This window comes from Colwellia sp. NW0002-52-1 (assembly GCF_057550865.1).
Genome location: NZ_BAAJLU010000002.1, coordinates 244,503 through 271,412, shown reverse-complemented (window position 1 = coordinate 271,412; position 26,910 = coordinate 244,503). Strand labels below are relative to the sequence as shown.

The 26,910-nt window shown below is 38.5% G+C and carries 19 protein-coding genes and 1 riboswitch; of the genes, 8 read left to right on the top strand and 11 right to left on the bottom strand.

All coding sequences use genetic code 11. The features are described from left to right. Positions 1-56 precede the first annotated feature (56 nt). On the top strand, positions 57-2,261 hold the full coding sequence (locus tag AC27H3_RS03905) for a sensor domain-containing diguanylate cyclase (protein ID WP_487103865.1): 2,205 nt from the start codon (positions 57-59) through the stop codon (positions 2,259-2,261). A 231-nt stretch (positions 2,262-2,492) separates the two neighbouring features. On the opposite strand, the gene AC27H3_RS03900 is transcribed toward AC27H3_RS03905, so the two are convergent. The 3 genes from AC27H3_RS03900 to folE2 form a co-directional block, all read right to left on the bottom strand. Continuing rightward, positions 2,493-3,941: an FAD-dependent oxidoreductase gene (locus tag AC27H3_RS03900; RefSeq protein ID WP_487103863.1), complete on the bottom strand. Its 1,449-nt coding sequence runs from the start codon at positions 3,939-3,941 to the stop codon at positions 2,493-2,495. Positions 3,942-3,968: 27 nt separating this feature from the next. Further along, positions 3,969-8,429 (bottom strand): glutamate synthase large subunit, encoded by a 4,461-nt coding sequence (gene gltB / locus AC27H3_RS03895; protein ID WP_487103861.1) that lies wholly within the window; start codon positions 8,427-8,429, stop codon positions 3,969-3,971. Positions 8,430-9,127: 698 nt separating this feature from the next. Further along, positions 9,128-10,054, bottom strand: a complete 927-nt coding sequence (gene folE2, locus AC27H3_RS03890; protein WP_487103859.1) for a GTP cyclohydrolase FolE2 — start codon at positions 10,052-10,054, stop codon at positions 9,128-9,130. A gap of 368 nt (positions 10,055-10,422) precedes the next feature. Here folE2 and AC27H3_RS03885 point away from each other — a divergent pair, with 368 nt between their 5' ends. Beyond that, the gene (locus AC27H3_RS03885) at positions 10,423-10,770 is read left to right on the top strand and encodes an Hpt domain-containing protein (protein ID WP_487103857.1); all 348 of its coding nucleotides are present in this window, start codon (positions 10,423-10,425) and stop codon (positions 10,768-10,770) included. A 91-nt stretch (positions 10,771-10,861) separates the two neighbouring features. Here AC27H3_RS03885 and arcA read toward each other — a convergent pair whose 3' ends face one another. The 3 genes from arcA to AC27H3_RS03870 form a co-directional block, all read right to left on the bottom strand. Continuing rightward, positions 10,862-11,563: a two-component system response regulator ArcA gene (gene arcA / locus AC27H3_RS03880; protein WP_487103855.1), complete on the bottom strand. Its 702-nt coding sequence runs from the start codon at positions 11,561-11,563 to the stop codon at positions 10,862-10,864. Between the two features lie 490 nt (positions 11,564-12,053). Next, positions 12,054-13,667 (bottom strand): sensor histidine kinase, encoded by a 1,614-nt coding sequence (locus AC27H3_RS03875; RefSeq protein WP_487103853.1) that lies wholly within the window; start codon positions 13,665-13,667, stop codon positions 12,054-12,056. 83 nt (positions 13,668-13,750) lie between these two features. Next, complete coding sequence (locus AC27H3_RS03870) at positions 13,751-14,800, bottom strand: methyltransferase (RefSeq protein ID WP_487103851.1); 1,050 nt, start codon at positions 14,798-14,800, stop codon at positions 13,751-13,753. A gap of 314 nt (positions 14,801-15,114) precedes the next feature. On the opposite strand from AC27H3_RS03870, the gene AC27H3_RS03865 reads away from it, so the two are divergent. The 5 genes from AC27H3_RS03865 (at position 15,115) to AC27H3_RS03845 (ending at position 21,337) form a co-directional block, all read left to right on the top strand. Continuing rightward, entirely contained in the window at positions 15,115-16,356 is a 1,242-nt protein-coding gene (locus tag AC27H3_RS03865; protein WP_487103849.1) for a DsbA family protein, read from the top strand. A gap of 456 nt (positions 16,357-16,812) precedes the next feature. Continuing rightward, positions 16,813-17,050: riboswitch (Lysine riboswitch) on the top strand. An 80-nt stretch (positions 17,051-17,130) separates the two neighbouring features. Then, entirely contained in the window at positions 17,131-18,141 is a 1,011-nt protein-coding gene (gene dapA / locus AC27H3_RS03860) for a 4-hydroxy-tetrahydrodipicolinate synthase (protein WP_487103847.1), read from the top strand. After that, a complete protein-coding gene (locus AC27H3_RS03855; RefSeq protein ID WP_487103846.1) occupies positions 18,138-18,887 on the top strand; it encodes a 2,3,4,5-tetrahydropyridine-2,6-dicarboxylate N-succinyltransferase in 750 nt (249 codons plus the stop codon). Before dapA ends, AC27H3_RS03855 begins: the two co-directional genes overlap by 4 nt. Positions 18,888-18,896: 9 nt before the next feature. Continuing rightward, positions 18,897-20,159, top strand: a complete 1,263-nt coding sequence (locus tag AC27H3_RS03850) for a PLP-dependent decarboxylase (protein ID WP_487103844.1) — start codon at positions 18,897-18,899, stop codon at positions 20,157-20,159. Between the two features lie 29 nt (positions 20,160-20,188). Then, a complete protein-coding gene (locus AC27H3_RS03845; RefSeq protein WP_487103842.1) occupies positions 20,189-21,337 on the top strand; it encodes a succinylglutamate desuccinylase/aspartoacylase family protein in 1,149 nt (382 codons plus the stop codon). Positions 21,338-21,419: 82 nt separating this feature from the next. Here the strand turns inward: AC27H3_RS03845 and yjgA are convergent, their stop codons facing one another. Then, on the bottom strand, positions 21,420-21,938 hold the full coding sequence (gene yjgA, locus AC27H3_RS03840; protein ID WP_487103840.1) for a ribosome biogenesis factor YjgA: 519 nt from the start codon (positions 21,936-21,938) through the stop codon (positions 21,420-21,422). Positions 21,939-22,043: 105 nt separating this feature from the next. On the opposite strand from yjgA, the gene pmbA reads away from it, so the two are divergent. Further along, positions 22,044-23,399: a metalloprotease PmbA gene (gene pmbA, locus AC27H3_RS03835; protein ID WP_487103838.1), complete on the top strand. Its 1,356-nt coding sequence runs from the start codon at positions 22,044-22,046 to the stop codon at positions 23,397-23,399. 128 nt (positions 23,400-23,527) lie between these two features. Here the strand turns inward: pmbA and mgtE are convergent, their stop codons facing one another. From mgtE to ptsN, 4 genes are all read right to left on the bottom strand, one after another. Further along, positions 23,528-24,886, bottom strand: coding sequence for a magnesium transporter (gene mgtE / locus AC27H3_RS03830; protein ID WP_487103836.1), 1,359 nt, complete (start codon positions 24,884-24,886; stop codon positions 23,528-23,530). 400 nt (positions 24,887-25,286) lie between these two features. Further along, entirely contained in the window at positions 25,287-25,565 is a 279-nt protein-coding gene (locus tag AC27H3_RS03825; RefSeq protein WP_487103834.1) for an HPr family phosphocarrier protein, read from the bottom strand. A 5-nt stretch (positions 25,566-25,570) separates the two neighbouring features. Further along, complete coding sequence (gene rapZ, locus AC27H3_RS03820; protein WP_487103832.1) at positions 25,571-26,425, bottom strand: RNase adapter RapZ; 855 nt, start codon at positions 26,423-26,425, stop codon at positions 25,571-25,573. Between the two features lie 6 nt (positions 26,426-26,431). Continuing rightward, positions 26,432-26,884: a PTS IIA-like nitrogen regulatory protein PtsN gene (gene ptsN / locus AC27H3_RS03815; RefSeq protein WP_487103830.1), complete on the bottom strand. Its 453-nt coding sequence runs from the start codon at positions 26,882-26,884 to the stop codon at positions 26,432-26,434. Positions 26,885-26,910: the final 26 nt, after the last annotated feature.

Genomic DNA, 26,910 nt, shown 5'->3' with positions numbered 1-26,910 from the left:
CTGAATGACTTGTTTATACTTTCGTTATTTAATGGCGATAGTACTGGTAAATATATATGACCATAGCGCCAATTAAGGTTGCTCTAAAGCTTGAAGAAGAAGTTGAAGTAGATAAAACCACGCCATTTCGTTCATTTTTATTAGCTTTGAGCTTAGGTTTACTCGGTGCTTTGCTTAATTTTTTCCCTATCGAGCTTGCTCATAGTATCGCTTTAGTTATTGGTAATCTTGCTTTCATTATTGCAGCCGCTTATCTTCGGCCAGCACTGACATTATTATGTGCATTTATTTGTGTTGCTCCGCTATTCATAATGTGGGGACATCCTTTTGGTTTTATAACCTTTGGCTGTGAAGCGCTATTTGTTTCTTATTTACGTGGAAGAGGTTGGTATTTACCAACGGCCGATTTCTTATACTGGCTAATTATTGGGATGCCGATAACGGCAATATTATTATGGATTAATGCTTCTGAGTCGCAAGAGTATTTGCTTTTTACTGTTTTTAAACAAGGTATTAATGCCGTTTTTTATACTGCATTAGCCGTTATCATGATTTTTGTTTTTAGCGATAAACTCAATGGTTGGGTAAAATCTCAACAACCTAAGTTACAGAAAAACCTTAAGCAGTATTTACATTATATTTTATGGATAATGTCAGCATTTTTTGTCGTAGGCGTTTGTCTTTTTTTAAGTCGAAATATAAATGACATACAGCAGCAGCAAATTGAAGACAAGCTTGAGATTAGTAGCCAATATTTAGGTCAAATTGTAGAGAATTATGTTGAAGATCATAAAAACGCGATTGTCCAAGCTTCCCTTGAGTTATCAAGTATTGAGCCAAGCCTCTATCAGGAAAATTTAGCTAAGGTACATCAATTATATCCAGGTTTTATCACTATGCTAGTGGCTAACAAAGAAGCGAACATAGTGGCAACCTCGCCTTTGTCTTTAATGACAAACTTACCTAAAGGTGTGGCGAATGTTTCAGATCGCAGTTATTTTGTTGAAGCATTCTATGAACAGTCAGTTTTTATCTCACCCGCATTTCTTGGCAGAGCATTTGGCTCTGATCCAATTGTTGCGATCAGCGCTCCTATTTATGGTGAAAATGAAGAACAGCCCATAGGCATTGTTGAAGGTTCGTTAAACCTTAACTTATTTAATAAAATTAATAGATATTCATTAAATGATCGTGAATTGGACGTAGTCTTAACCGATGAAAATGACAATGTTATCTATGCTGAATCGAATATCGCCACCACTAAATTGGCGAAATTAAACTTTACGCTTGACGAGACAGATATTAAACACAACTTAATCGTTCTTGGAGCTAATAATTCAAAAAACAAACGTTATTTATTCCGCAAAATTACACTCAATAACGGTTGGAAAATATTGGTACTTATTGAGCATAAACAAGTGCTAATGTTAATTGAACAACAATATTTAACTATATTTGTCTCGTTATTTTTAATTTTTATTTTAGTGGTTTTATTAGCAAATCAAATTGCCAATACTTTAAATAAACCGTTAGCTTTTGCTTTAAAAGAACTTGCACACGGCGATGGTAAGACAGGTTTTAAAGCAATACCTTATGATGCGCCGAGTGAATTTTTAACTTTATATGATGAACTACAGCAGTCAAAAACAAAACTACTACGACAGCAATTCATTCTAGAAGACAAAGTTAATAAGCGTACCCAAGAACTAAATAAAGCAAATATAGCGTTAAAAGAGCTAGCCAATAAAGACAGCTTAACAGGCTTGTATAATCGACGTTATTTGGAAAATAAGTTTAGTGAGCTACAAGCAATATTGTCACGTAATAATGCCGATATGGTTGTAGCTATGCTAGATTTAGATCATTTTAAACAGCTTAATGATGAATACGGACATTTGATTGGAGATAACTGCTTAGCCTATATAAGCGATGTAATGAAACGTAAGTTTGATCGTCGCAGCGATATTGTTGCTCGCTTTGGTGGTGAAGAATTTATAATTGTTGCGCAATCTAATGACAATAACGGCGTGTTACAGATGCTTGAGGAGTTTCGAGAAGAAGTCGAACAGCATAGTTTTCCTCATGATAGCCATAACTTTGTCAATATTACTATCTCAATTGGCACAATAACGGCTAAAGCAAAGCTTTCTGCTAATATTGACGACTGGGTTAGGCTCGCCGATGAACAGCTTTACCATGCTAAAAACCGAGGCCGTAATCAGTTATCTAATAATAACTTAACTGGTGCCAGCTTAAATTAAATAGCGATAAAGCCAAGTGTTTTTCTTATTATTTGCATATTAAAGCGTTAGCCATATTTACGTTATAACAAGTCTGGCATATAAGAATTATTGTTCCACTGCATAGAGGGATTGTCGTGGACTTTAAATGAGTGTGGAGAAGCAAGGTAATGATTTAAGTCACTTTAAAATGCAGTTTAAACTACATTTTAAAGTGATTAATGAAATGTCTAATGAATGGTTTGTGGAAACTTATGCTTCTTTCACTTGTGCTGTCATCACAAAGTCAAGAATACCAATGGCCGCTTTTCGACCTTGATCAATCGCAGTAACCACTAAATCTGAACCGAGTACCATATCACCACCAGCAAAGATATTTTCTTTACTGGTTTGTAAAGCAAAGTTAGTGTTGTCGGCGGCAATTACACGACCTCTAGCATCTACTTCTACGCCAGCATCTTTCATCCATTGTGGTGGACTTGGCATAAAACCAAAAGCAATAACCACAGCGTCAGCAGGCATGATGAACTCAGAGCCTTCAATCGCTTCTGGGTTACGTCGACCTTTAGTGTCTGGAGCTCCCAGTTGCGTTTTAATAAACTTAACGCCACAGGCAGCACCATTATCGTCAACGGCAATGTCAATGGGTTGAATATTAAATTGAAAATCAACACCTTCCTCTTTCGCGTTTTGTACTTCACGCGGTGAACCTGGCATGTTGGCTTCGTCACGACGATAAGCACAAGTTACTTCGGTTGCGCCTTGGCGAATCGAGCTGCGAACACAATCCATAGCCGTGTCGCCACCACCCAATACCACAACTTTTTTACCCGAGAAGTTTACATAAGGCTTAGCATTGGCATTGCCATCTTCTTGTGACAGCTTCATCAACTTTTGGGTATTAGCAATTAAGAAGTCTAATGCATTATAAACACCCGGCGCTGACTCATTTTCAAATCCGCCTGTCATATCTGTATATGTACCTAGCGCAAGAAATACTGCGTCAAATTCATTACTGATATCTTCAAAACTGATATCAACACCTACATTGGTATTCAAACGAAACTCAATACCCATGCCTTCAAGTATTTCTCTACGGGTTTGAATAACGTCTTTTTCTAATTTAAAAGACGGAATACCAAAGGTAAGCAAACCACCAATTTGAGCGTGTTTGTCATATACCACGGCTTCTACACCGTTTCTTGTTAATACGTCAGCACAGGCGATACCAGCAGGTCCTGCGCCTATAATTGCAACACGTTTACCTGTAGCAATAACTTGAGATAAATCAGGCTTCCAGCCTTGAGCGATAGCGGTGTCAGTAATGTACTTTTCGATATTGCCAATAGTCACTGCACCAAAGTCATCATTTAGAGTACAAGCTGACTCACAAAGCCTGTCTTGTGGGCAAACACGGCCACACATTTCAGGTAAACTGTTGGTTTCATGGCACAGATCAGCTGCTTCCATTATCTTTCCGTCAGTTACTAGTTCTAGCCACTGCGGAATATAGTTATGTACTGGACATTTCCATTCACAATATGGATTACCACAATCTAAACAGCGGTCGGCTTGACCTGCGCTTTGATCTTCACTCAATGGTTGGTAAATTTCGACAAAATTAATTTTACGCTGTTCTATCGCTTTTTTAGGCGGGTCGATGCGTTTAACGTCGATAAATTGATAAATATTTTTACTCATTAAAAAGCTTCTCCAATCGTGTTCTTATTATTGTGCTTGAACACGAAGTTCTGCAGATGAACGGCTACGATGACCCAATAGGGTTTTAACATCAACGGCCTTTGGCTTAATCAACTTAAATTGTGGTGCATACGAGTCGAAATTAGCTAAAATTTCTTCTGCTCTTAAGCTACCTGTTTCATCTAAGTGTTGATTAATAATGCCACGTAAATGTTCTTGATGGATATTAAGTTCGTCTATGGCTAACATTTCTATAGATTCGTTATTAAGACGTATTTCTAAATCGTCTTGTTCATCTAAAACATAAGCGAAACCACCTGTCATACCAGCACCGAAGTTAACCCCAACTTGGCCTAAAATAGTCACTATGCCGCCAGTCATGTATTCACAAGCGTGATCACCCGTACCTTCAATAACAGCATGACATCCCGAGTTTCTTACTGCGAAGCGTTCTCCTGCTCGACCGCAACCGTACAACTTACCACCCGTAGCACCGTATAAGCATGTATTACCCATTATCATGGTTTTGTGGCTTAAATATTCAACGCCTTTTGGTGGTTTAATGGTTAATTTACCACCGGCCATACCTTTACCAACATAGTCATTGGCATCGCCGGTTAATGTCATTTCTAGACCACCAGCATTCCAAACACCAAAACTTTGACCTGCAGTACCATTTAAAAAGACTTTAATTGGGTTTGCTGCCATACCTTGATCGCCATGTTGTCGAGCAATTTCACCTGACAATGACGCGCCAACTGAGCGGTCAGTGTTTTGTATGCTTAATCGGTATTCACCACCATCGCTATGCGCTATTGCGTCAGTAGCTAATGACAGTAAACGTTGATTTAACTCACCTTTATCGAACGGTTCATTTGTATCCGTTTGGTGTAATGCTGTATCTTCACCAGCAATTACCGGCGCAATAATAGGACGTAGATCTAGCTTTTGCTGTTTAGCGGTAATACCGGCTAAAGGCACAAGTAAATCTGTGCGGCCAATAATCGCGGTTAAGCTCTCAACGCCCAAACTAGCTAATATTTCACGTACATCTTGAGCAATAAATTTAAAATAATTCATTACTTGATCTGGCAAGCCTTTAAAGAATTGTTCACGCAGTACTTCGTCTTGAGTCGCAACACCTGTAGCACAGTTATTTAAATGACAAATACGAAGGAATTTACAACCTAGTGTCACCATAGGTGCTGTACCAAAACCGAAGCTCTCAGCGCCTAGAATTGCCGCTTTAACGATATCAATGCCAGTTTTTAAACCGCCATCAACTTGCAATCGTACCTTATGGCGTAAACCATTTGTGACTAGTGATTGGTGTGCTTCAGCTAAGCCAAGCTCCCATGGACAACCCGCATATTTAACTGAAGTTAATGGACTTGCACCTGTACCACCGTCGTAACCTGAAATAGTGATAAAGTCAGCGTAAGCTTTCGCTACACCTGAAGCAATAGTACCAACACCCGGGCCAGAAACGAGTTTGACTGAAATTACCGCTCTTGGGTTTACTTGCTTCAAATCGAAAATCAGCTGTGCTAAATCTTCAATCGAATAAATATCGTGATGCGGAGGTGGCGAAATTAAGGTAACGCCAGGTACTGAAAAACGAAGTTTTGCAATTAATGGTGTTACCTTATCGCCCGGTAACTGACCACCTTCACCAGGTTTTGCACCCTGGGCAACTTTAATTTGTAAAACGTCGGCATTAACTAAGTAATGCGGCGTAACACCAAATCGGCCAGAAGCTATTTGTTTAATGCGAGAGTTTTTAACCGTGCCAAAACGACGTTCGTCTTCTCCACCTTCACCAGAATTTGAAAAACCACCAAGACGGTTCATCGCAATAGCAAGTGCTTCATGTGCTTCTGGGCTCAATGCACCAATTGACATAGCGGCACTATCAAAGCGTTTAAATAGCTCGGTATCTGCTTCAACGGCTGAAATATCAATCGGTGTTTGGTCGTCTTTTAAGGCAAGTAAATCTCTTAATGCGGCCGCAGGACGATTGTTTACATGATCAGCGAATATTCTATAATCACTATAATCACCACTGCGCACAGCTGCTTGTAAGGTACTGACAACATCAGGGTTATAAGCGTGATATTCACCACCGTGAACATATTTTAGTAAGCCACCATGACTCATTTTTTGATGAGGTAAAAAAGCTTTTCGTGCAAGGTTAATGTTGTCTTGTTCTATATCTGCAAAGTCTGCACCTTGAATACGGCTAGGTAAATCAGGGAAACAAAGCTCCATAATGTTACTATTTAAGCCAATAACTTCAAAAAGACCCGCACAACGGTAACTGGCTATGGTGGAAATACCCATTTTCGATAATATTTTTAACAGGCCTTTATTAATACCTTCACGATAATTAACCACGGCTTCACGCGCAGTAAGGTCAATTTGTTTGTCTTCAACTAATTGTTCAATCGTTTCAAAAGCTAAGTATGGATAAACTGCTGTAGCACCTAAACCAAATAGTACGGCAAACTGATGCGAGTCACGCACCGAGGCAGTTTCAACAATAATGTTAGAGTCACAGCGTAATTGCTTGTCAACTAAACGTTTTTGTACAGCGCCAACAGCCATGGCAGCAGGCATAGGTAACATGCCTTTTGCTATATTACGGTCTGATAATATTAAGATAACCGTATTTTTGTCTCTCACTAATACTTCTGCTTCGTCACATAAACGAATAACCGCGGCTTCTAAGCCTTCTGCTTGGTCATAATTTAAGGCTAAAGTATCTGAACGATAATGCTCAGGATCTAGCTCACGTAGTTGTTTTAAACCGGTGTACATTAATACCGGAGTGGCAAATAAAATACGGTCGGCATGACCGGTTGTTTCATTAAAAACATTGTGCTCACGGCCAATACAAGTACCTAGTGACATAACATAGCGTTCGCGCAGCGGGTCAATCGGTGGGTTGGTTACTTGCGCAAATTGCTGGCGGAAATAATCATAAAGTGAACGCGGTTGGCTTGATAATACAGCCATTGGTGTGTCGTCACCCATTGAACCTGTAGCTTCTTGGCCATTTTCCGCTAATGTTTTTACCACTTGATGAATCTCTTCATAACTGTAGTTGAACATTTTATGATATTGAGCGATTTCTTGATCGCTAAAGATTCGTTGACCAATTAAGCGGGCATCGAGTTTATCGAAAGGCACTAAACGACGAATATTATTATCTAACCATTCTCGATAAGGGTGGCGAACTTTAAGTTCATTATCGATCGCGTTAGAGTTGAAAATTTTGCCCGTGTAAGTATCAATGGCAAGCATTTCACCTGGGCCTACGCGGCCTTTTTCGACAACTTCATCTTCACCGTAATCCCAAATACCCACTTCAGAAGCTAACGTGATAAAACCATCGCGGGTAATTACGTAGCGCGCTGGTCGCAGGCCATTTCTATCTAAGTTACAAGCAACATGACGGCCGTTGGTTACCACAACACCCGCGGGACCATCCCATGGCTCCATATGCATAGAGTTAAATTCATAAAAGGCTTTTAAATCGTCATCCATTAACGGATTACTTTGCCACGCAGGAGGCATTAATAACCGCATGCCACGGAAGAGGTCCATACCACCGGCCATAAATAACTCAAGCATGTTATCTAATGATGAAGAATCTGAACCGCTCTCGTTAACAAATGGAGCAGCATCTTGTAAATCAGGTAATAAAGGTGATTTAAAGCCGTGTGTTCTTGCTCGACTCCATTGGCGATTGCCTTTAATGGTATTAATTTCACCATTATGAGCTAAGTAGCGGAACGGCTGTGCTAAATGCCATTGTGGTGAAGTATTGGTTGAAAAACGCTGATGAAATAGGCAGATGGCAGTTTGCATACGAATGTCAGCAAGGTCTAAATAAAAATTCGGTAAATCTACCGGCATCATTAAACCTTTATATATAGTAACCAAGCAGGACAAACTTGCTACGTAAAAACGTTCATCATTGATGCGTTTCTCGGCACGTCGTCTTGCCATATATAACCGACGCTCAAGATCGCGATTACGCCAACCTGTCGGAGCATTAACAAAAATTTGTTCGATAGCAGGCAAATTGCCTTTAGCAATTTCCCCTAAAGTAGTGGTGTCAGTTGGAACTTCTCTCCAACCCACTAATGAAAGAGTTTCATTTGCTAACTCTTCTTCTAGAATTTTTTTACTGGCACTCGCTAAAACCGGATCAGGGTTAAGAAAAACCATACCTACAGCGTATTTTTTACCTAATTGCCAATTATTCTCTTCTGCGACAGCGCGAAAAAAACTGTCGGGCTTTTGCATTAACAAACCACAACCATCACCCGTTTTGCCATCGGCAGCGATACCGCCACGATGTTGCATACGGTCTAAGGCTTGAATGGCCGTCTTTACGAGTTTATGACTTGTTTCACCGTGTTGATGGGCAATAAGACCAAAGCCACAATTGTCTTTTTGATATGTATGATCGTAAAGTTGCATTATCTTTATCTTCTCCTAAAAGGCCTCGGCAGTTTGATTTAATGAGAATGGAATAAAATTATACTTAAAGTGCATAAATAGTCCCGAATTCTTAGCGAGGAACCCCTTACATTAAACATTTAATACACCAACGTCAATCTGAATAGAGTAAATGCTCGTAATTATTTTACATTTTTACTCGCAATATAAGAATAATAAGGCGTTAGTGTGATCATATCATTAAAAAAAGCTAAAAATATTGGTGTTTTATATCGATTTAAAAGTTTAATACTCAATATTTTGTAATTTTATTACATTACTGTGATGTAAAATAAAAAATACTTATAATATTTTGTATTCACTATTTATTCACTGTTATAAGCCGCTATTATATGGTTTTTAGCTATTATGTTGATTAAATACTTGTTCTACTTCGAAATAAGACGAGCTGAAAACCACGAAATAATGTAAGTCAGCGCATCAAGTAAAGATGAAAACATCAATTTTGTACAATAACAATTGTGCTTTAGTAACATATTAGCGTAATTTTTCTATTTTTATACTCAACAGCAGCTATCGATTTGATAACTGTTGAAATGTACGAGCGGATTTTTTTTGAGCTGAATTTTGAAGACAAAAAAAATCCCCTACTATCGAGATAGTAGGGGATTTTTAAGATTTAATGAGTTATTTAGTTATTTAGTTATTTAGTTATTTATTTAAGGTTGGTAACCGTCTGCTAACCCTTTGGTTGTTACACTGACAGCATCATGAGCATGTAATGACTCTAAATGATTAATACGTAACCAAAAGTCATCAAACTGCTCAGTAGCATTCATGGTGTACTGCAAACGGCGAGCAGCATCTTCACAAAACATTAAGTTTTGACCATTCAAACGAGCGAACTCTTGCTCATCTTCGCGTTTCACCGCTGCTTGTACTGGCGTTTTAAGTGAGTTTTCAATTGAATCAACAATATCGGTAATCGGGAATTCTGTTGTGGCGTTGTTTAGTTTAACTTTTACTTCAGCAACCGAACGTTGGCTATGTGGGGTTGCCACAATACCTTCAGTCGTACCAAGCCACTCATGTACAGAAGCTAAGTCGGCATCTGCTTGGTCAATAAACCTTTCTTTAAAGGCCTGTTGAATTAATTGACGAGCTAAAGCTGCAGAGCATGGACAAGTTGACGAGTAAGGAACATCAACCGTGAGCTCTATATCAAGTACACCTTTATTTAAACGGCCGGTAATAGTAACAGGGTATGCTTTCCAGCCTTGTTTACCACTGATTAAAGACTTGCGACGTAGATGATAATCAAAACTAAATTTAACTTTTGCGTTATCGCTAAGATCTTCATGGCTGCTGATAAAACCGTCTAACAAAGTCACTAAACTTTGATGAGTTAAAACATCCGAAGTTGAAAGTTCGTCAATTTGTAAATACAAGCGCGACATATGAATGCCTTTAGCTTTCGGCTCTTTAAGGTTTACAAAGGCATCGATATGGGCTGAAACCATACGTTCAGATTGGCCTTTTGAGGCAACCATGATAGGCATTTCTATATTACTCATGCCGACCCAATCCAAAGTCCCCTCAGTTTGTGCTGTGGTGTGATTTGCTATATCAGGCATTAATGTTGGCATTTTGACTCCGCTATTCGCTGTGCACTAAGTAAAGGGCTATCTATGGTAACTTCAGTACTTAGTAAAATTATAATCGGCATTAGTATCGTAAGAATTGCGATAGTTTTCACAAATATTTTGAAAAGTAGTGAAATATAATGCAGTGACCCTGAAAAAGGCGGCTATTTTGAACGAAATATCTGCTAAAAGCAATGTTTGTAATAGCCAGCTTGAGATTGTTCTAGTATATGGTAGTTGCAATTAATATCTGTTATAAATTGTTGCTTAATATGAAAATATGATGGTAATAATGGTTTTTTCAGTTAGCAGAAAAAATCATCCAATAAAAAAACGATATAGTTAAACTTTTTTGTTATATAGGAGGCTTCATGGGCGCAACTAAGCACCTAGATTTAACGTTAATAGATGGTTATTTAGAGGCGTTAGATATTAGTGTAATCAAGCAAATGTTAGATTTATATGTTGAACAGTCTTCATTGTATATGGTGGATATTCAACATGCGGTCAATAGTGATGATAGTAAAGCATGGCAAGAACATTGTCATAAAATGAAAGGATCAGCGGCGAGCGCAGGTTTAAAACTAGTACACCAAAAATTAGTTTATTTAGAAAAAACAGGTGAAAATAGTGATTATAAACAACAGCAGATTCAAGAGCTTTTAGCGCTTAATGGCGAAGCTATTAATGAATTCCAACAATGGTTGCTTGATAATTAATTTAATAAGTTAAAATTGTTGTAGTGATTTTTCAGAAAATTGAAATTTAAGTTCGCACAAGCAGGGTAATTAATACCCTGCTCAGAGCAGCTTAATCTATTTGACCAATAAAACGGTAACCTTCGCCATGTATTGTGTTGATTAATTCCTGAGCGTTTTCAACTGATTCAAAGTGCTTACGAAGGCGTCGAATAGTTACATCAACAGTTCGGTCATTTTCACGTAAATCTCTACCGGTCATTTCTTTAATTAATTGCTGGCGAGTAACAATTTTTCCCGCATTCGCTATAAGTAAACGAAGGGCTCTATATTCGCCACGAGGAATCGAGATTACGGTATTATCTGGCGTAGTAATTTTTCGTGAGTTACCGTCAAGTGACCATTGATTAAAGTTTACAATGGCGTTATTACCTTCACTTTGGCTTGATGACATTCGATTTAATATATTTCGTGCTCGAATAGTTAATTCGCGTGGGTTAAAAGGTTTAGTCAGGTAATCATCAGCGCCTATTTCTAAGCCTAAAACTTTGTCGATATCACTATCGCGACCGGTTAGAAAAATTAAACCTAAGTTATTATTTCGTGTTAATTCACGCGCGAGTAAAAGGCCGTTTTTTCCTGGTAGATTAATATCTAAAATGACTAAATTAATGATATTACTTTTTAGGGCGCGCTCCATGCTCTCGCCGTCTATTGCTTCTGACACTGTATAACCTTCAGCTTCAAATAAATTTCGCAGGCTAAAGCGTGTTACGTCTTCGTCTTCTACGATTAAAATATGAGGTTTTTGCATGTTCTTTGTCCAGTTCTGTCAGAATAAGCTCGTATTCTGATTGAGTTTAGGGTGTTTTTTATTCCAAGCTTTCACTCGTCAACCACCGAAAAGCAACAAAATATCGACTAATGTTATAGACGCTAATGTTATAGAAGCTAATGTTAAAAAACAATCAATAGCATAACAATAAAGCGGTTTTTATCGATATGTATACTTTGTGTAGTTAACCTGAGCTCTGGATAATGAGTGCTTGATACTCAAGTGAATCAAAAGTTTAGCTGGTAAAGTAAATGCTATAGCAAGGTGAACATCACGAATAGACATCATCAATACTTCATTTTAACGCAGATAATGGGTTAAAAGGGAGCTTTGAGCGAGTACTGCTTATCCAGAGTTCAGGTTAGTTAACAACAGTATAGATTTAGCTCTGGTTAAATTTAGTAAAGCAGTGGCTAAGATTTAAAATTTTTATACATAACAATTACCGTTCGCTTTTAATTGTTAAGCATTAATTAAACGGAAAATTTATTTCAATACTCACACCTAAATTTAATTCACTGCTCAGTACTATTGAACCACCAAGTGCTTGAGTAACTAAATTATAAACCAAGTGCATGCCTAATCCACTTCCGCCTTCACCACGCTTAGTTGTAGTAAATGGTTCGAAAACTTTATGTTTGATGGATTCATTTACACCGACCCCATCATCTTTAAAAAGAATGTTGAGCTGATTACTTAAAGACATAACAGTGATCGAAATACGTCCCTGATCTTTGCCTTCAAAACCATGTATAACAGAGTTCATAATCAAATTAATTAATATTTGATTAATAGGTCCAGGTTTACTCGTAATATTTAAACTGTCAGGGCAATCAATATCAATGATATAAGGCAAGCTATGTAATTGTGGCCTCAAAGTTAGCAGTACTTCATTTAATAACTCTTTTACGTTAAACGTTCGCGTGTCTTCACTTGATTGGTCAACCGCTACTTTTTTAAAGCTGGAAATAAGATCGGCAGCGCGATTAAGGTTGCGATAGATAATGGCAATATTCTCAGAGCCGTCATTCAAAAATTTCTTAAGTTGGCTAGATTTTAATGTTTTGTTGTCAAAAGCGGTTTTAATTTCATCTAATCTATCCGCTAATAGGGTAGAAGCGGTTACACCAAGGCCAATGGGGGTGTTTACTTCATGGGCAACGCCAGCAACCATATCGCCAAGCGAGGCCATTTTTTCACTTTCAACGAGCTGACTTTGAAACTGGTGTAGCTTTTCAAGCGTAGAAAGCAATTCTTGATTCGATTCTTTTAACGCTTGAGTACGTTTATTTATCTTGTTTTCAAGTTCTTGTGAGTGCTCTAAACTTTGTTGCTCAGCGGTATCTAACTTTAATATTCTTTTTTCCATGCGAGCAAAAAGAATATTGATATTACGCGAGAGAATATCAGCTTCGCGATAAGGCATAGCTTTACAAGCTTGTAAGAAATTTCTTTGTCGTGAAGCCTGTTGTACTGTGCTAGCCAATGAATAAAAGGGGGCGCTTAGATAACGCTCAAGCCGAAGAGCTATAAAAGTAGCGATTAAAGCAACGATACACACAACAATAAAACTAATGATTATTAACTGATCTCTGATCTGAGTCATATTTTCATTATTGCTTTGTAGGTATATATAACCAATTGTTGTATTTTCTGATTTGATCGGTTGCATATACTCTAAGTATGTATCTGTATATTTTGGTGTTTGTAAATTGATTATACTGCTAGATTTTTCTGCTATGGCCGTGCGTTGTTGATTACGCTTATAACTATAAAAAAGCGTCGGCTTTTCATCCTGGTTACCTAATTTGTAAATATGAAGATAATTTAAATTAGGGACATGCGAGGGCAGAGTGAAATTATCAAGTAAAGCCTGACGCTTAGCATTAATGATATAGGAAATACTTTCATTACCTAAAACATCTGCCCAATGTTTAATCTGTGAAACTGAGTTGGCCTTGAAACTATCGTTATATTTTAGGCTTACTATAGTAATGCTTAAAATAGATAACAATGAGATAGCACCTATGATAAATATCAGGCAGATTCGACGAATGGACCAAACAGGTTGGGTTGTTGGCATGAAGCACTATACTCAATTATTATGGTGATTAACTGATTGTAGAAAACCTTATTGCTTTCAACAATCATTTTGTCAGAGTTATTTTATTTTCTAGTATTTAAATAGCATTGATAAACTGCAAAACCTTTTTTAATAACTAAGGTTTTTGTGTCACCTATCGCTTTCTCCATAATGGGTAAATATTTTAAAAAACTATTCGCGACAACAGTAATACTACCTTTGCTGGATAGGTTTTGCTTGATCTGAGATAAAAACTGCTCTGTTGCAGCATAATGTGTTTTTACCCCTTGGTGAAACGGAGGGTTCGAAATTACAAAGTCATAGCTATTTTTAACATCAGATAAGCTATTTGAAGCAATATACTCACCACTTAATTGGTTTAAACCTAAGGTTGTTTGTGCCGAGTGCAATGCTAAGGCACTAACATCAACTAAGGTTAGTTTTGTTGTAGGATGCACGGTACCGATATAGGCTGCAATTACCCCAGCGCCACAGCCAAAATCTAATACTTTGCCGCTTATTATTTCAGGTAAATTTTCCAGTAAAACTTCGGTACCAACATCTAGAGAATTTTGACTAAACACACCAGGTAATGCGGCTATTTTTAGGGTTTTTTCTTGTACCTGAATTGAATAGTATTTATAAAAGCTTTGTAGATCGAAACTTGGTAGTGACGTTTTAAACTTAGCGATATACATTAAGCAATGTCGGGCAGCGTCGGCTTTATTACAATAATCAAGATAGTCTGTCCCAAGTTTGTCAGCCGATTTAACACCGCCTTTATTTTCACCAACAATAACGATAGTGGCATCTTCAGTCATTGAATTAGCTAACATTGCTAGGGTAAAAGCGAACTCAGCCTTGCTTTTAGGGAAATGAATTATCGCCATATCATGTTTGTGTTTGGCGGCATACTCAACACAAAAATGAGCACTAACCTTGGCATTATTTAATTGCTGACAAGCTTTATATTGGGCATAGTTTGTGTGGTAACTATCAATACTTGCTCCACTATGTTGGCTGAGGTATTGAGCAATAATACCGTGGTCCTCAATATTAACCAATAGAGGTCTTGTTGCTGATAAGCCGTCAATATTGCGTATTAATAATTGATTAATGTTACTCGTAGCCATTAAATTACCCGTCTTCGTGAAAGTATTGTTATTGTTTGAGCTTAGCCTTTTAAAGCGAGACGTGGCTGAGTAAACAAAATTATGTCAATGAAACTAAGTCAATAAAACTAAGTTAAATGAAACATATTGAAATGAATTATCTTATTTAAACATAATTCATTTATCTCGCTAAAATTAATATGTCATAATGCGGCGCATTCTACGCGAATAAAATTATCTCGCCATCATTAGTCCATAGGGAATTAACTATTTTTAATAAAATGTTATTGCGACTAAAAATAAAATGGTTACAAAGCCATTATCGAACAAAAATATTGATTTTTCGTTATTTTTTCATTGGACGTTTTTTAGGCCAAAAATCAAAAGCGGAAGTTTACCTTTCACTAAATGATCCACATAGCTTTATGCTAGTACAAATGCTATCTCGTTTAGAAACGAATTATCATCTTAATTTTAAAGTGCTTTTTATTTGGGGAACTTTACCCGGCATTACCATTTGTCCAAAACTATATCGTCAATGGGCAATTAAAGATGCTAATTTAACCGCAGCACAATTTAACTTAATTGAAATTATAGACGAGCCTACATCGGCTTCTTTAACCACAGGACAACAGGCTTGGCAATTACAAGTTAATAATATCGCCAATGCAGAGCAAATCTTTATAAATACTTGGGGTAATAAGTTCGAAGAGCACTTTCAAACCTCAACCCCGACTATTAATCATCAAGTTAAAAACCAACTTCGCTTAAAAGCAAAAGGGCATTACGCCCCAGCAAGCATTTTTTTTGCAGGTACTTGGTATGTAGGGGTTGAACGTTTATATCACTTTGAGCGCCTGTTAAAAGAGCTCCTATTAATAGATGAATTAAGTGAAGTGTTAATGACAACACAACCACTAGATTACGCTGTTAAGCCACAACCTTTTCCACATAAAATAGTGGATATTCATGCTGGCAAAACAGTGAGTGAGTCGGTTGCTCCGATAGTAATATATTTGTCTTTGCGAAGTCCTTATTCTTATTTGGGTTTTGTAAAAGCTATTGCTCTCGCAGAGCGATGTCAGGTTGAACTAGTCATTAAACCTATTTTACCGCTATTGATGCGTGGCGCGCCTCTTCCACTCGTTAAGCAAAAATATATTTATCTTGATGCTTTTCGTGAAGCTAAAAAGTTAGGTATTGAGTTTACCGGTTTTACAGATCCATTAGGGACTGGTGTTATTAATGCTTATCGTTTATTTGCTTGGGCGCAGCAACAAGGTAAAGCTGTAGAGTATATGTTGGCTTGCTTTAAAGCGATTTATGTTAGAGGTATCGACTTAGCTAATCATGAAAACCTTGAAGATATTTTTAAAGAGTTATCGCTAAATATCGAAGATGCCTATGCTTATCAAGAACAGCACGACTGGCAGCAGTGGGCAGACATAAACCAAATTGATTTAACTAACCTTAATTTATGGGGCGTGCCTAGCTTTAGTTACGGGAATGCTAGTTATTGGGGGCAAGATAGAATTCCAGCCTTGGAGAAGGAAATAAATTACCTTCGACATAGTTAACCTGAACTCTGGATAAGCAGCACTTGTTCAATGCTCCCTTTTAACCCATTTCCAAGGCAAAAAATGAAGCATTAATGGTGTCTATTCTTGATTTTCACCTTGCTATAGCATTTACTTTACCAGTTAAGCTTTTGATACTCCGTTTTAACCCATTGTCTGCGTTAAAAAGTCGATAAATAGCGTGCTATTCATCAACGTTTTGCCTTGGAAATGGCGAAAAATGAAGCATTAATGGCATCTATTCGTGATGTTTACTTTGCTATAGTGTTTACTTTACCAGCTAAGCTTTTGATTCACTTGTGTATCAAGCACTCATTATCCAGAGTTCAGGTGAGTTAAATTTAATTGTTAATATAGACGTAGAGCTCTATTGACTGTACTTATATTTAAATGTTTTAATATTGCAGTCCCTTATTCCAGTGAGATTAATCATCAAAGGTTAATTATCACTAATATAGGGCCAGAAGAGGAGCGTTAGCCAGGTAATTATTGTGAAGAGATCAAACTCTAGTGAGCAATAGTGAGGGGGTATAACGCCGAGGTAATTATATTTTTGATGATGTAATTATCGGTTGTTAAGACTTAATTATATATAGTTATGTTAAGTTTTTTATTTTACGAACTAAATGAGCTCGTAAAATACTAGGTTGAATCCTTGCAACTGTCACCTAATAGGTGGAGAGCTTCTGGCCTTTGTTAAGGCCAAATTTCGTCCTTGAAATTTTGCCTCTACAAGCGCCTATAAGTTCTCCGAACGACAAGAGTTCGAGAGAAATGAATCAAAACAATTCGAAAGAAAAACCACAAATATCAGATCAACCTTTGGTTTGGACTGCACTCATAACGCCATTATTTGATAATGACGAAATTGACTACGACAGTTTACACAAACTAGTTTTACAGCAAAACTCCGCCCAAAATGGCATTTTATTACTTGGCAGTACGGGGGAAGGACTGGCATTAACTGCGACAGAGCATTTAAGTATTGTTGAATACGTTTGTGCTATGGCGTTACAAGTGCCGATCATGGTTGCCGTTGGGGGTTATAACCTAAACGAGCAACTTGCTTGGATTGCCAAGTGTAATTCCTTGCCAATAGATGCTTATTTGCTTGGTAGCCCTATTTATGCAAAACCAGGTCCTGTCGGACAAAGGTTATGGTTTAACAGCCTACTTGATGCGGCTAACTTTCCTTGTATGCTTTATAACGTGCCTTCGCGTAGTGGTGTGGAAATTTCAATTTCGACACTGCAAGCATTACAAAATCATAAAAATTGCTGGGCATTAAAAGAAGCCAGTGGTGATCTTCATAAGTTACTCGCCTATAAAGAACATTGTCCTGAGCTAGCATTATATAGCGGCGAAGATGCCATGATGCCTTATCTTGCCGGCGCTAAGGTTAAGGGTTTAGTGTCTGTATGTGCGAACGTTTGGCCAATGGCAACTCGACAATATGTAGCGATGGCTTTAGCACATCAAAATGAGGGACTTTTCCCGCTTTGGCATAAAGCAATCGCCGCACTATTTCAGGTGGCAAGTCCCATCCCTGTAAAGGTGTTAATGGCTGAACTGAAAACAATCAGCAGTGCGCAATTACGCTTACCTTTATCTCATAAAGAAATTGCTGAGAAAAATGCCTTGCTTGAAGTAAATCAAACAATTCAACAATGGCTTGAGGCCAACGCTAATCATCCTTTAGCCCATGTACACTCAATCGAAAGCATTTGCAGTGTAAGCGAACTACATTATTCAACCCCCACTAACTTACGAGAAGTAAATTCATGAACTGGCAACAAACATTAGCAGACTTAGAAACAGGTAAAACTAGATCAGCACAACAAAATAACGATGGCTCTTGGCAAGTAAATACCGACGTAAAAGAAGCAATTTTAGCGGCATTTAAAGCAGGAGAAAATATTGAGTTTGACGGAGCATACAAAGGCTTTGTTGATAAACATAATTTACCTGCGCGTGAATTTACAGTCGCCGACCAAGTAAGAATGGTGCCGGGTGGTTCGTCAGTTCGTCGTGGTGCTTATATTGCGCCTGGCGTAATTATTATGCCGCCAGCTTATATTAACGTTGGAGCATTTGTAGATACTGGCACCATGGTTGATAGCCACGCATTAATCGGTTCATGTGCGCAAATAGGTAAAAATGTGCATGTTTCTGCGGCGGTACAAATTGGTGGGGTACTTGAGCCTATTGGTGCTAGTCCAGTAATCATTGAAGATAATGCTTTCTTAAGTGCTGGCGTAATTATTGTTGAAGGTATAGTAGTGAAAAAAGGTGCGGTGTTAGCACCAGGCGTATCTTTATCAGCTTCAGTGCCAGTGTATGATTGTGTAAACAACCTGATGTTAGATAAAGGTGCAGATATTCCTGAAAATGCGGTAGTTGTGCCAGGTACGCGCCCTGTTAAAGGCGGTTGGGCTGAGCAACAAGGGCTTAACATGGCTTGTGCGTTAATTATTAAGTATCGTGATGAAAAAAGTAATGCAGCTTTAGAGCTTGAATCTGTATTGCGCTAGGAACTAAAAATGACTGCAATGTTAAACAAAGCAACTCGGCCAAATTGGCTGAGAAATTCTGTTATTAAATCACTTATCGAGTATCAGCAAACTCAGCAAAGCGGTGCTGAGCTCATTGAAGATGAAGTTGGCTTTTTTCTTTATGATTTAGATTATCTAGAGCAGCATTTGTCCAAGTTGATACAACAAGATGTGATTAAACTTTGGTTTGCTGTAAAAGCCAATCCATTATCACGGGTAATTTCTACCTTAGCTGAACAAGGTTTTAATTTTGACGTTGCGAGTCAAGGTGAGCTTAGCCAAGTGTTAGGACAAAATATTCCTGCTGACAGAATACTTAATACGGGACCGGCAAAGTCAAAGCAGCAAATGAAAGCATTCTTAACGCAAGGAGTTAATACTTTTGTTGTTGAAAGCTTGAACCAATTGCAATGGCTGAACGAAGCAGCAAGTGAACTATCTTGCCAACCCCAAGTGTTACTTAGAGTTCAATTACAGTGGGCTGAAGGTGAGAAAAATCCATTAGGTGGTAATGAAGTCACCGCCTTCGGTTTATCTTGCCAAGAGTGGCAAACCATTAAAGTTACCGACTTTCCGGCTTTAAATATTAATGGCTTGCATATTTTCCAATGGGGAAACATGTTGAGCAATCAGCGCATGTTTGAACTTTGGTCACAAATGGTTGCCCCTTTGCTTTCATTGGCAGAGCAATTAGAAATGACGCTTGAAGTGTTAGATTTAGGCGGTGGCTTAGGCGTAGACTATTTGCAAACTGGGCAAAACTTAAGTTGGGAGCAAATAGTTGCTGATTTAGCAAAAATAAAAAAACGTGCTGGTGTAAGCGAACTTTGGTTAGAGTTAGGACGCTTTGCGGTTGCAGAAATGGGTTATTACGTTACATCAGTGGTTGATCGAAAACAAAATTTCGAGCAACAGCAGTTAGTACTTGCTGGTGGCATTAATCATCTAATTCGCCCTGCTATTACTGAACAACCTTTTCCTGTGGCTATGGTTCGAGAGTCAACAGCAAGCCCTAGTGCTTTTGATTTACACGGGCCGCTTTGTACCAGTTTAGATAAACTAGGAACTTTGGCAATAGCTAATGATGTGGGCATTGATGACCAATTAATTTTTGGTTTAGCCGGCGCTTATGGGTTTACTGAAAGTATGCCATTTTTCCTTTGTCATCCAATAGCGGCTGAATATGTTATTGAACAAGGTAAAATTGAGCAAATACGTGTAGCTCAACCGGCTACTTGGTATTTACGTTAGTATGGTCAACACCTAACTTAAGGTTAACTATGAATTTAATTAGCAAAGAGGTCATGCATGTTGGTGAAATGGCCAGTGGGGCAGCACTTACGGTACCCGTTTATCGCATTAAAGGTAGCGGCCAAGGGCCTAACGTGTATATTCAAGCCAATATGCATGGCGCAGAAGTACAAGGTAATGCGGTTATTTTTCAGCTGTTAGAGTTGTTAAAAAACATTGAATTAAAAGGCAGTATTACACTTGTGCCTTATGCAAACCCTGTCGGCTGCAATCATAAAAATGGAGAGTATACGCTAGGACGGTTTGACCCCATTACCGGGGTAAACTGGAATCGTATGTACCATTTTGACGAAAGTATTATTGAGCCGTTTGCTCAAGCGCATTTAACTCAGTCAAATGCCGAAATAGCGCAAGCTTTTCAAGCGTTAATGGTTGAGCAAGTATCACAAAAACTCAATCACACGGTATACGGAATTACGACAGGTCAACGTATTGCATACCAGCTGCAGTTGTTAGCGCATCAAGCCGATCTTGTCTTAGATCTACATACCGGGCCAATATCAAGTAAGCACTTGTATTGCCCTGATTATGCCAGAGCAAGTGCTGAGTATTTTGATATCCCCCATGTGCTATTTATCCCAAATGGCTTTGATGGCGCACTGGATGAAGCCACCTTTTGTCCTTGGTGGTATTTACAGTCAAAACTTGCTGAGTTAGGTCGAGATTTTCCGATCACAAAAACGGAGTCTAATCAGGGAATAAACGCGATTATTAAAGAGAGCTTTACGGTAGAGCTTGGTTCACAAGAGCAAATTGATTTAGATGTTGCCCATGAAGATGCGTTAGGTATTTTAAGTTATTTACAATACCAAGGTGTCATTAATACTGAGCAATATCAGCCCAAAGCCATGACAAGATATAGTTGTTTATTAGAGGACTACAAAGCGCTGTATTCGCCAATGGGTGGTATGGTGGATTATCTCGCTGAATTTGGAAAACCTTTACCTGCTGGTGAACCTTTAGCGCGGATTCTTCGCATGGACAATTACGGTGACGGCGATCCTTTGCACTATATCAACTTAGATCACAGTGTTATTCCTATTTTGCATTTTGCCTCGGCGAGTGTAAATCAAGGTACAGAGCTTTATAAAGTATTTAGTAAGTACAGTATTTTATAATGACCAAGATTTAAAAACAAAAACGCCTTGATTTTTGATAGTATCAAGGCGTTTTTTACATTGTTTTGGCATTTATATTGTTTTAAAAAACTACGTGCTCTTTTAAATAAGCAAATAAATCACGGTAATGCTTACCCACTTTTTCAGCTTTGTGCTCTTTTTTCGCCTGGCGCACTAGCTGCCTCAGCTTTTGTCTTTCCATGCTAGTATATTCAGCGAGTAATGCTTCAATAGGCTCATTACCTTCTGCGATAAGCTCATCACGCATCTTTTCAAGTTTTTCAAACTTAACAGACTCTTGCTGATGTTTATTTGCCATAACATCCATTGCTTGTTTTATGGGCTCAAGATCTGTTTCAGCTAATATTTTGGCAATGTGGCGAACATGGCGACGTAAAGCTTCATGCTTATTGGTAATTTTGTCCGCTAATAACATTGCGGCCTTCAAATCATCAGATAAAGGTAATTTGCTGCGTTGATGTTTCGACATTTTGACGAGGACAAGACCAAAATCTTGCAGTCGATGCATTTCGCGTTTTATTTCCGACTTACTTAGTAATTCTTCTTCTAATTCATCGATATCGTTAGCAGAGTGGGGCATAATGTTAAGTATTAAAGTGATAATTACCTATAGTATACAACAAAGCAGGAGCAGCAAAAACATTCCTGTAGTTTGTATCGATAAAATATGAGAAATAATTTACCTATGAGCGATTCTGATAGTATCCAAATGCAAATAGAACACGTTAAAAAGCGTGTAAATGACGCCATGTCTATGGCTAAATCACTGGGAGCCGATGGTGCTGAAGTAGCAATGAGTCGTCAACAAGGCTTGAGTGTGAGTACACGCCTAGGTGAAGTTGAAAATGTTGAATTCACTAATGATGGTGGTTTAGGGATTACTGTTTATAAAGGTGGTCGTAAAGGTAGTGCTTCAACAGCGGATTTATCTGAGAAAGCCTTAAAGCAAGCGATTGAAGCGGCGGTTAATATCGCAAAATATACTTCAGTTGACGAATGCTCGGGCATGGCTGATAAAGAACTCTTAGCCATGAATCCGCCAGATTTGGACTTATATCACCCGCAAGAGTTAACCACAGAGCAAGCTATTAGCTTAGCAAAAGAATGTGAAGATACCGCTTTAGCTTATGACAAACGCATTACTAATTCAGATGGTGCTACCTTAGCAAGTTTTGAAGGTTTTAAAGTTTACGGTAATAGTCATGGGCAAATCGTAGGCTACCCAAGTACACGTCACAGTTTAAGTTGTGTGATGATCGCCAATGAAGGTGATGATATGCAGCGCGATTACGCTTATACCGTTAGTCGTGAATTTAATGCCATGGAAAGTGCCGCTAAAATAGGCCAGCAAGCTTCTATCGAAGCATTGTCAAGATTAGGTGCGCGTAAATTAGCAACCACTAAGGTGCCTGTTATGTTTCGTGCTGATATTGCCAATACACTTTTTGGGCATTTTATCGCTGCGATTAGTGGTGGCAACTTGTATCGTAAATCGTCATTTTTAATGGATTCAATAGGCAAAAAAATCTTTCCTGAGTTTTTAAGTATTAGCGAACGTCCACATTTGAAAAAAGCTTTAGCCAGTGGCGCATTTGATGCTGAAGGTGTTGCGACTATTGATCGTGAAATTATTACTGATGGCAATTTAGCTACTTATCTTTTAACCAGTTACTCAGCCCGTAAAATGGGCCTACAAACAACCGGTCATGCTGGCGGAATTCATAACTGGCAACTTGGTATTCAAGGTGAAGGCAAAGGTGGTAATTTTGATGCGATGTTAAAAACTTTAGGCACGGGCTTATTAGTCACTGAATTAATGGGCCAAGGTGTTAATGTTGTTACTGGCGATTATTCAAGAGGTGCAGCAGGTTTTTGGGTTGAAAATGGTGAAATCGCTTATCCAGTGGATGAAATTACCATCGCCGGTAAATTACAGGATATGTTCTCAGGTATTGTCGCAATAGGTAACGATACCGATATGCGGGGTAGCATTCGCACCGGTTCAATTATTATTAATGAAATGCAAATAGCAGGAAGCTAACAAAAAAGTTTCAAGTTATGAGCTGTAAGCTGTCAGTAAAAGGCAGCTTGTCTAACGGATAGCTTTAAACTGAAAGCTATCTTTTGTATTTACTGAAAGCTGACAGCTTAAAACTGTCAGCTTTTTTATTACCCTAACATTAACGTTGCTGTGCCTAAAAAGGCGAATATACCTACTACATCGGTTACGGTTGTTAAAATAACACTGCCGGCTAATGCAGGGTCAATGTTCATTTTTTTCAGCATAAGAGGCACGGTAACACCAGCAATACCGGCCGCGGTCATGTTCATTAGCATCGCAAAAGCGATAATGGCGCCTAGCATAAGATCTTGCTGCCAAATGGCTACCACTGAAGCAATTAATACTGCCCAAATTAAACCATTAAAAAAGCCGATGGCTAACTCTTTATATAATAGTATTCGTGAATTACTTTCACCAACATGGCCAAGTGCCATACCACGAATAACTAGCGTTAACGTTTGATTACCAGCAACACCCCCCATACTAGGGACAAGCGAATTAAGCACAGCTAAAATAGCCAATTGATTTAAAATACCTTCAAACATACTCGAAACAGCAACGGCCATTAGCGCAGTAATTAAATTCACGCCTAACCAAATAGAGCGGCGTTGTGTACTTTTTAGCACTGGGGCAAAGGTATCGGCTTCGTCATCTAAACCCGCCATACTCATCATGGAATGCTCGGCTTCTTCACGAATAATATCAACGACATCATCGACTGTAATACGGCCAAGCAGGCGACCTTCGTGATCAATTACTGGTGCAGAGAACCAATCGTAACGTTCGAATAACTGCGCAACATCTTTTTCGTTTAGATCCGCGGTAATCGCTTGAATATCTTTATCTATTAGGTGTGAAATAATAGTTTCGGCTTTAGCGGTTACTATGGATGATAAAGAAACTGCACCGATGAAATGATCTTCACGGTCAACAACATAGAAAGAGTCGGTTGCTTCTGGCAACTTGCCGCGTAAACGTAAATAGCGTAACACCACATCTACCGTAACATCGGGCCGAATAGAAATGGTATCGGTATTCATGATACCGCCGGCAGTGTCTTCTTCGAATGAGAGCGCTGTTTCTACACGGCTGCGATCCTGCCAGTCCATGGCGTTCAATACTTCTTGATAAACAGTGTCAGGTAATGTTCTGAAGACTTCTGCTAAATCATCAACGTCCATACCTTCTGCAACGGCAGCAAGCTTTTCAGGGTTAATGTTTTTAAGAATACTTTTTCGAACTTCTTCGTTGAGTTCTTCGAGTACGTCACCATGATGATCAGCATCAATTAACTGCCAAAGCGCCATTCGGCTTTTGCTAGGAGACGACTCTAAAAGTAGGGCAAGATCGTATGCCGGCATGTCTTGCAGTAATTTTCTGACATAGACAAACATACCGCTATCGAGGGCAGTATTTACCTGTTGTAGGCGTTGATGACTGTATTCTTGTTCGGAAACTTCCGGCATATTTTTACCTTTTGCCGCTACAAAAATGAAAACTATTAAAGATAAATTTGTTGTCGGGTGTTATTTACGGCTGTGCTAATTACAGCTGACGTTGACCCAAACAGTTAAATGGCCTCAATTATAAAAGGCTATTATTAACGTTCTATTAAATGATGCCTATTGGGTAAAAATTCGATTAAATCAAAATGTAAAGTATTTCGATTTTTCAGGCAGCGCCTATTATGAATATGCTTGAGGTAATTCGATTGTGCTAAATTACCAACTTTAACGATAAGTTAGCTAATTCATTATTTTATAGGGTATCGAATGTTAATATTTAACGGGTTGAGTTTACCGTAATTTTTGATATTTCGCAGCTTTTTTATTGACTTAACAAAGTATTGAATTAATCGAAGTACTGTTATTCAGCTTCATCAAATTTATTACTAAACAGTTGGCAAACTTCATCGAGAGCAGATTCTGCATCTTCACCGGTGGCCACTACTTTAACGGTTTTTCCTTGCGCGCCGGCAAGCAACATCAAGCCCATAATACTATTTGCATCTGCATGATTTTCATCTAATTCAATAGTGACTTTAGCGGTGAATTTTTGGCTCAACTGTGCCAGTTTAGTTGCCGCTCGGGCATGTAGCCCAAGCTTGTTAATAATTAATACATTGCGACTGGCTTGTATATTCATCAGCGTTAGCTACTAGCAACAGGTAAGTCACGATGACGAGACTGTACGTCTTTACGTTCTTTACGCAGATTATTTGCAAGCAGTTCAGTAATATATACGGAACGATGCATACCGCCGGTACAACCAATAGCAATGGTAATATAACTACGGTTATTTCTTTCTAAGTGCGGCAACCAAGTCATCATAAAGCTATTAATTTGCCAAATAAATTTAGTGACTATGGGTTGGCTAGCGAGGAAGTCTTGTACTGGTTTGTCTAAGCCGGTGTAGCCTTTAAGTTCTTTATCCCAAAATGGGTTTGGTAAAAACCGTGCATCAAAGACATAATCTGCATCTTGTGGTACACCATGCTTAAAGCCAAAAGATTCGAAAACTACCACCATAGAACCCGATTTTTTACCTAAAACCCGTTCTCTCACTAAGTCAGCTAGCTGGTGTGGAGTTAATTGGCTGGTATTGATATATAAATGTGCACGACTTGCAATAGGTTCAAGCAGCTTTTTCTCTAACGCCATTGCTTGATCTAGGGCTATATTTTGTCTAATAAGTGGATGCAAACGACGAGTTTCACTGAAACGTCGAATAAGGTCGCTATCATCAGCATCGAGATATAGAAGGCTTAATTCAACGGCGTTTGGCAAATACTCAATAATTTCTGGAACATCGTTTGGATCAGCGGGTAGGTTTCGAACATCTAAGCTTACGGCAACAGTTTCATAATCATTAATAACGGTATGAATTAAAGCCGGCAATAAATTGACCGGTATGTTATCAACACAATAGTAGCCTAAATCTTCTAATACACGCAGCGCAACACTTTTACCTGACCCTGAACGGCCACTGACAATAATTAATTTCATTGAGGTTTAACTCGCCTGTTGAATTAACTGAAACAATTCTTGGTTATTTTGACATTTACGCACTTTTTTACAAAATTGCTTTTCACGAAATATTTTAGCAATACTTTGCAGAGTACATAGGTGATTCTGACATTCGTTTTCAGGCACAAATAGCGCGATAAAAATATCTACAGGGCGATTATCTATAGCGTCAAAGTCAATGGGCTCTTCTGTTGTAATAACAACGGCAACCGGTTGACAGGTATTGTCTATGCGTCCATGTGGTATTGCTATGCCATTTCCTATACCTGTTGTACCCATTCTCTCGCGCTTTACAAGGCTCTCTAAAAGCTGAAATGTATCATGTTCAGGCAATTTTTCGGCAGCCAGACTACTTAAGTATTCTAGAATACGTTTTTTACTGGAACCCGGAGCAGCACAAATAGTGCAGTCTAGAGTTAAGATGTCTTGCAACTTCATAAACTTATAAAACCTAAAGCGACATG

Coding starts and splice junctions, on each gene's coding strand:
- rapZ (WP_487103832.1), bottom strand. CDS start 26,425: ATGAAATTAATTATTGTCAGTGGCCGTTCAGGGTCAGGTAAAAGTGTT.
- AC27H3_RS03875 (WP_487103853.1), bottom strand. CDS start 13,667: ATGCCAACAACCCAACCTGTTTGGTCCATTCGTCGAATCTGCCTGATA.
- AC27H3_RS03900 (WP_487103863.1), bottom strand. CDS start 3,941: ATGAGTAAAAATATTTATCAATTTATCGACGTTAAACGCATCGACCCG.
- AC27H3_RS03870 (WP_487103851.1), bottom strand. CDS start 14,800: ATGGCTACGAGTAACATTAATCAATTATTAATACGCAATATTGACGGC.
- dapA (WP_487103847.1), top strand. CDS start 17,131: ATGAATCAAAACAATTCGAAAGAAAAACCACAAATATCAGATCAACCT.
- mgtE (WP_487103836.1), bottom strand. CDS start 24,886: ATGCCGGAAGTTTCCGAACAAGAATACAGTCATCAACGCCTACAACAG.
- gltB (WP_487103861.1), bottom strand. CDS start 8,429: ATGCAACTTTACGATCATACATATCAAAAAGACAATTGTGGCTTTGGT.
- AC27H3_RS03850 (WP_487103844.1), top strand. CDS start 18,897: ATGACTGCAATGTTAAACAAAGCAACTCGGCCAAATTGGCTGAGAAAT.
- pmbA (WP_487103838.1), top strand. CDS start 22,044: ATGAGCGATTCTGATAGTATCCAAATGCAAATAGAACACGTTAAAAAG.
- ptsN (WP_487103830.1), bottom strand. CDS start 26,884: ATGAAGTTGCAAGACATCTTAACTCTAGACTGCACTATTTGTGCTGCT.
- AC27H3_RS03885 (WP_487103857.1), top strand. CDS start 10,423: ATGGGCGCAACTAAGCACCTAGATTTAACGTTAATAGATGGTTATTTA.
- folE2 (WP_487103859.1), bottom strand. CDS start 10,054: ATGCCAACATTAATGCCTGATATAGCAAATCACACCACAGCACAAACT.
- AC27H3_RS03825 (WP_487103834.1), bottom strand. CDS start 25,565: ATGAATATACAAGCCAGTCGCAATGTATTAATTATTAACAAGCTTGGG.
- AC27H3_RS03905 (WP_487103865.1), top strand. CDS start 57: ATGACCATAGCGCCAATTAAGGTTGCTCTAAAGCTTGAAGAAGAAGTT.
- AC27H3_RS03855 (WP_487103846.1), top strand. CDS start 18,138: ATGAACTGGCAACAAACATTAGCAGACTTAGAAACAGGTAAAACTAGA.
- arcA (WP_487103855.1), bottom strand. CDS start 11,563: ATGCAAAAACCTCATATTTTAATCGTAGAAGACGAAGACGTAACACGC.
- AC27H3_RS03845 (WP_487103842.1), top strand. CDS start 20,189: ATGAATTTAATTAGCAAAGAGGTCATGCATGTTGGTGAAATGGCCAGT.
- yjgA (WP_487103840.1), bottom strand. CDS start 21,938: ATGCCCCACTCTGCTAACGATATCGATGAATTAGAAGAAGAATTACTA.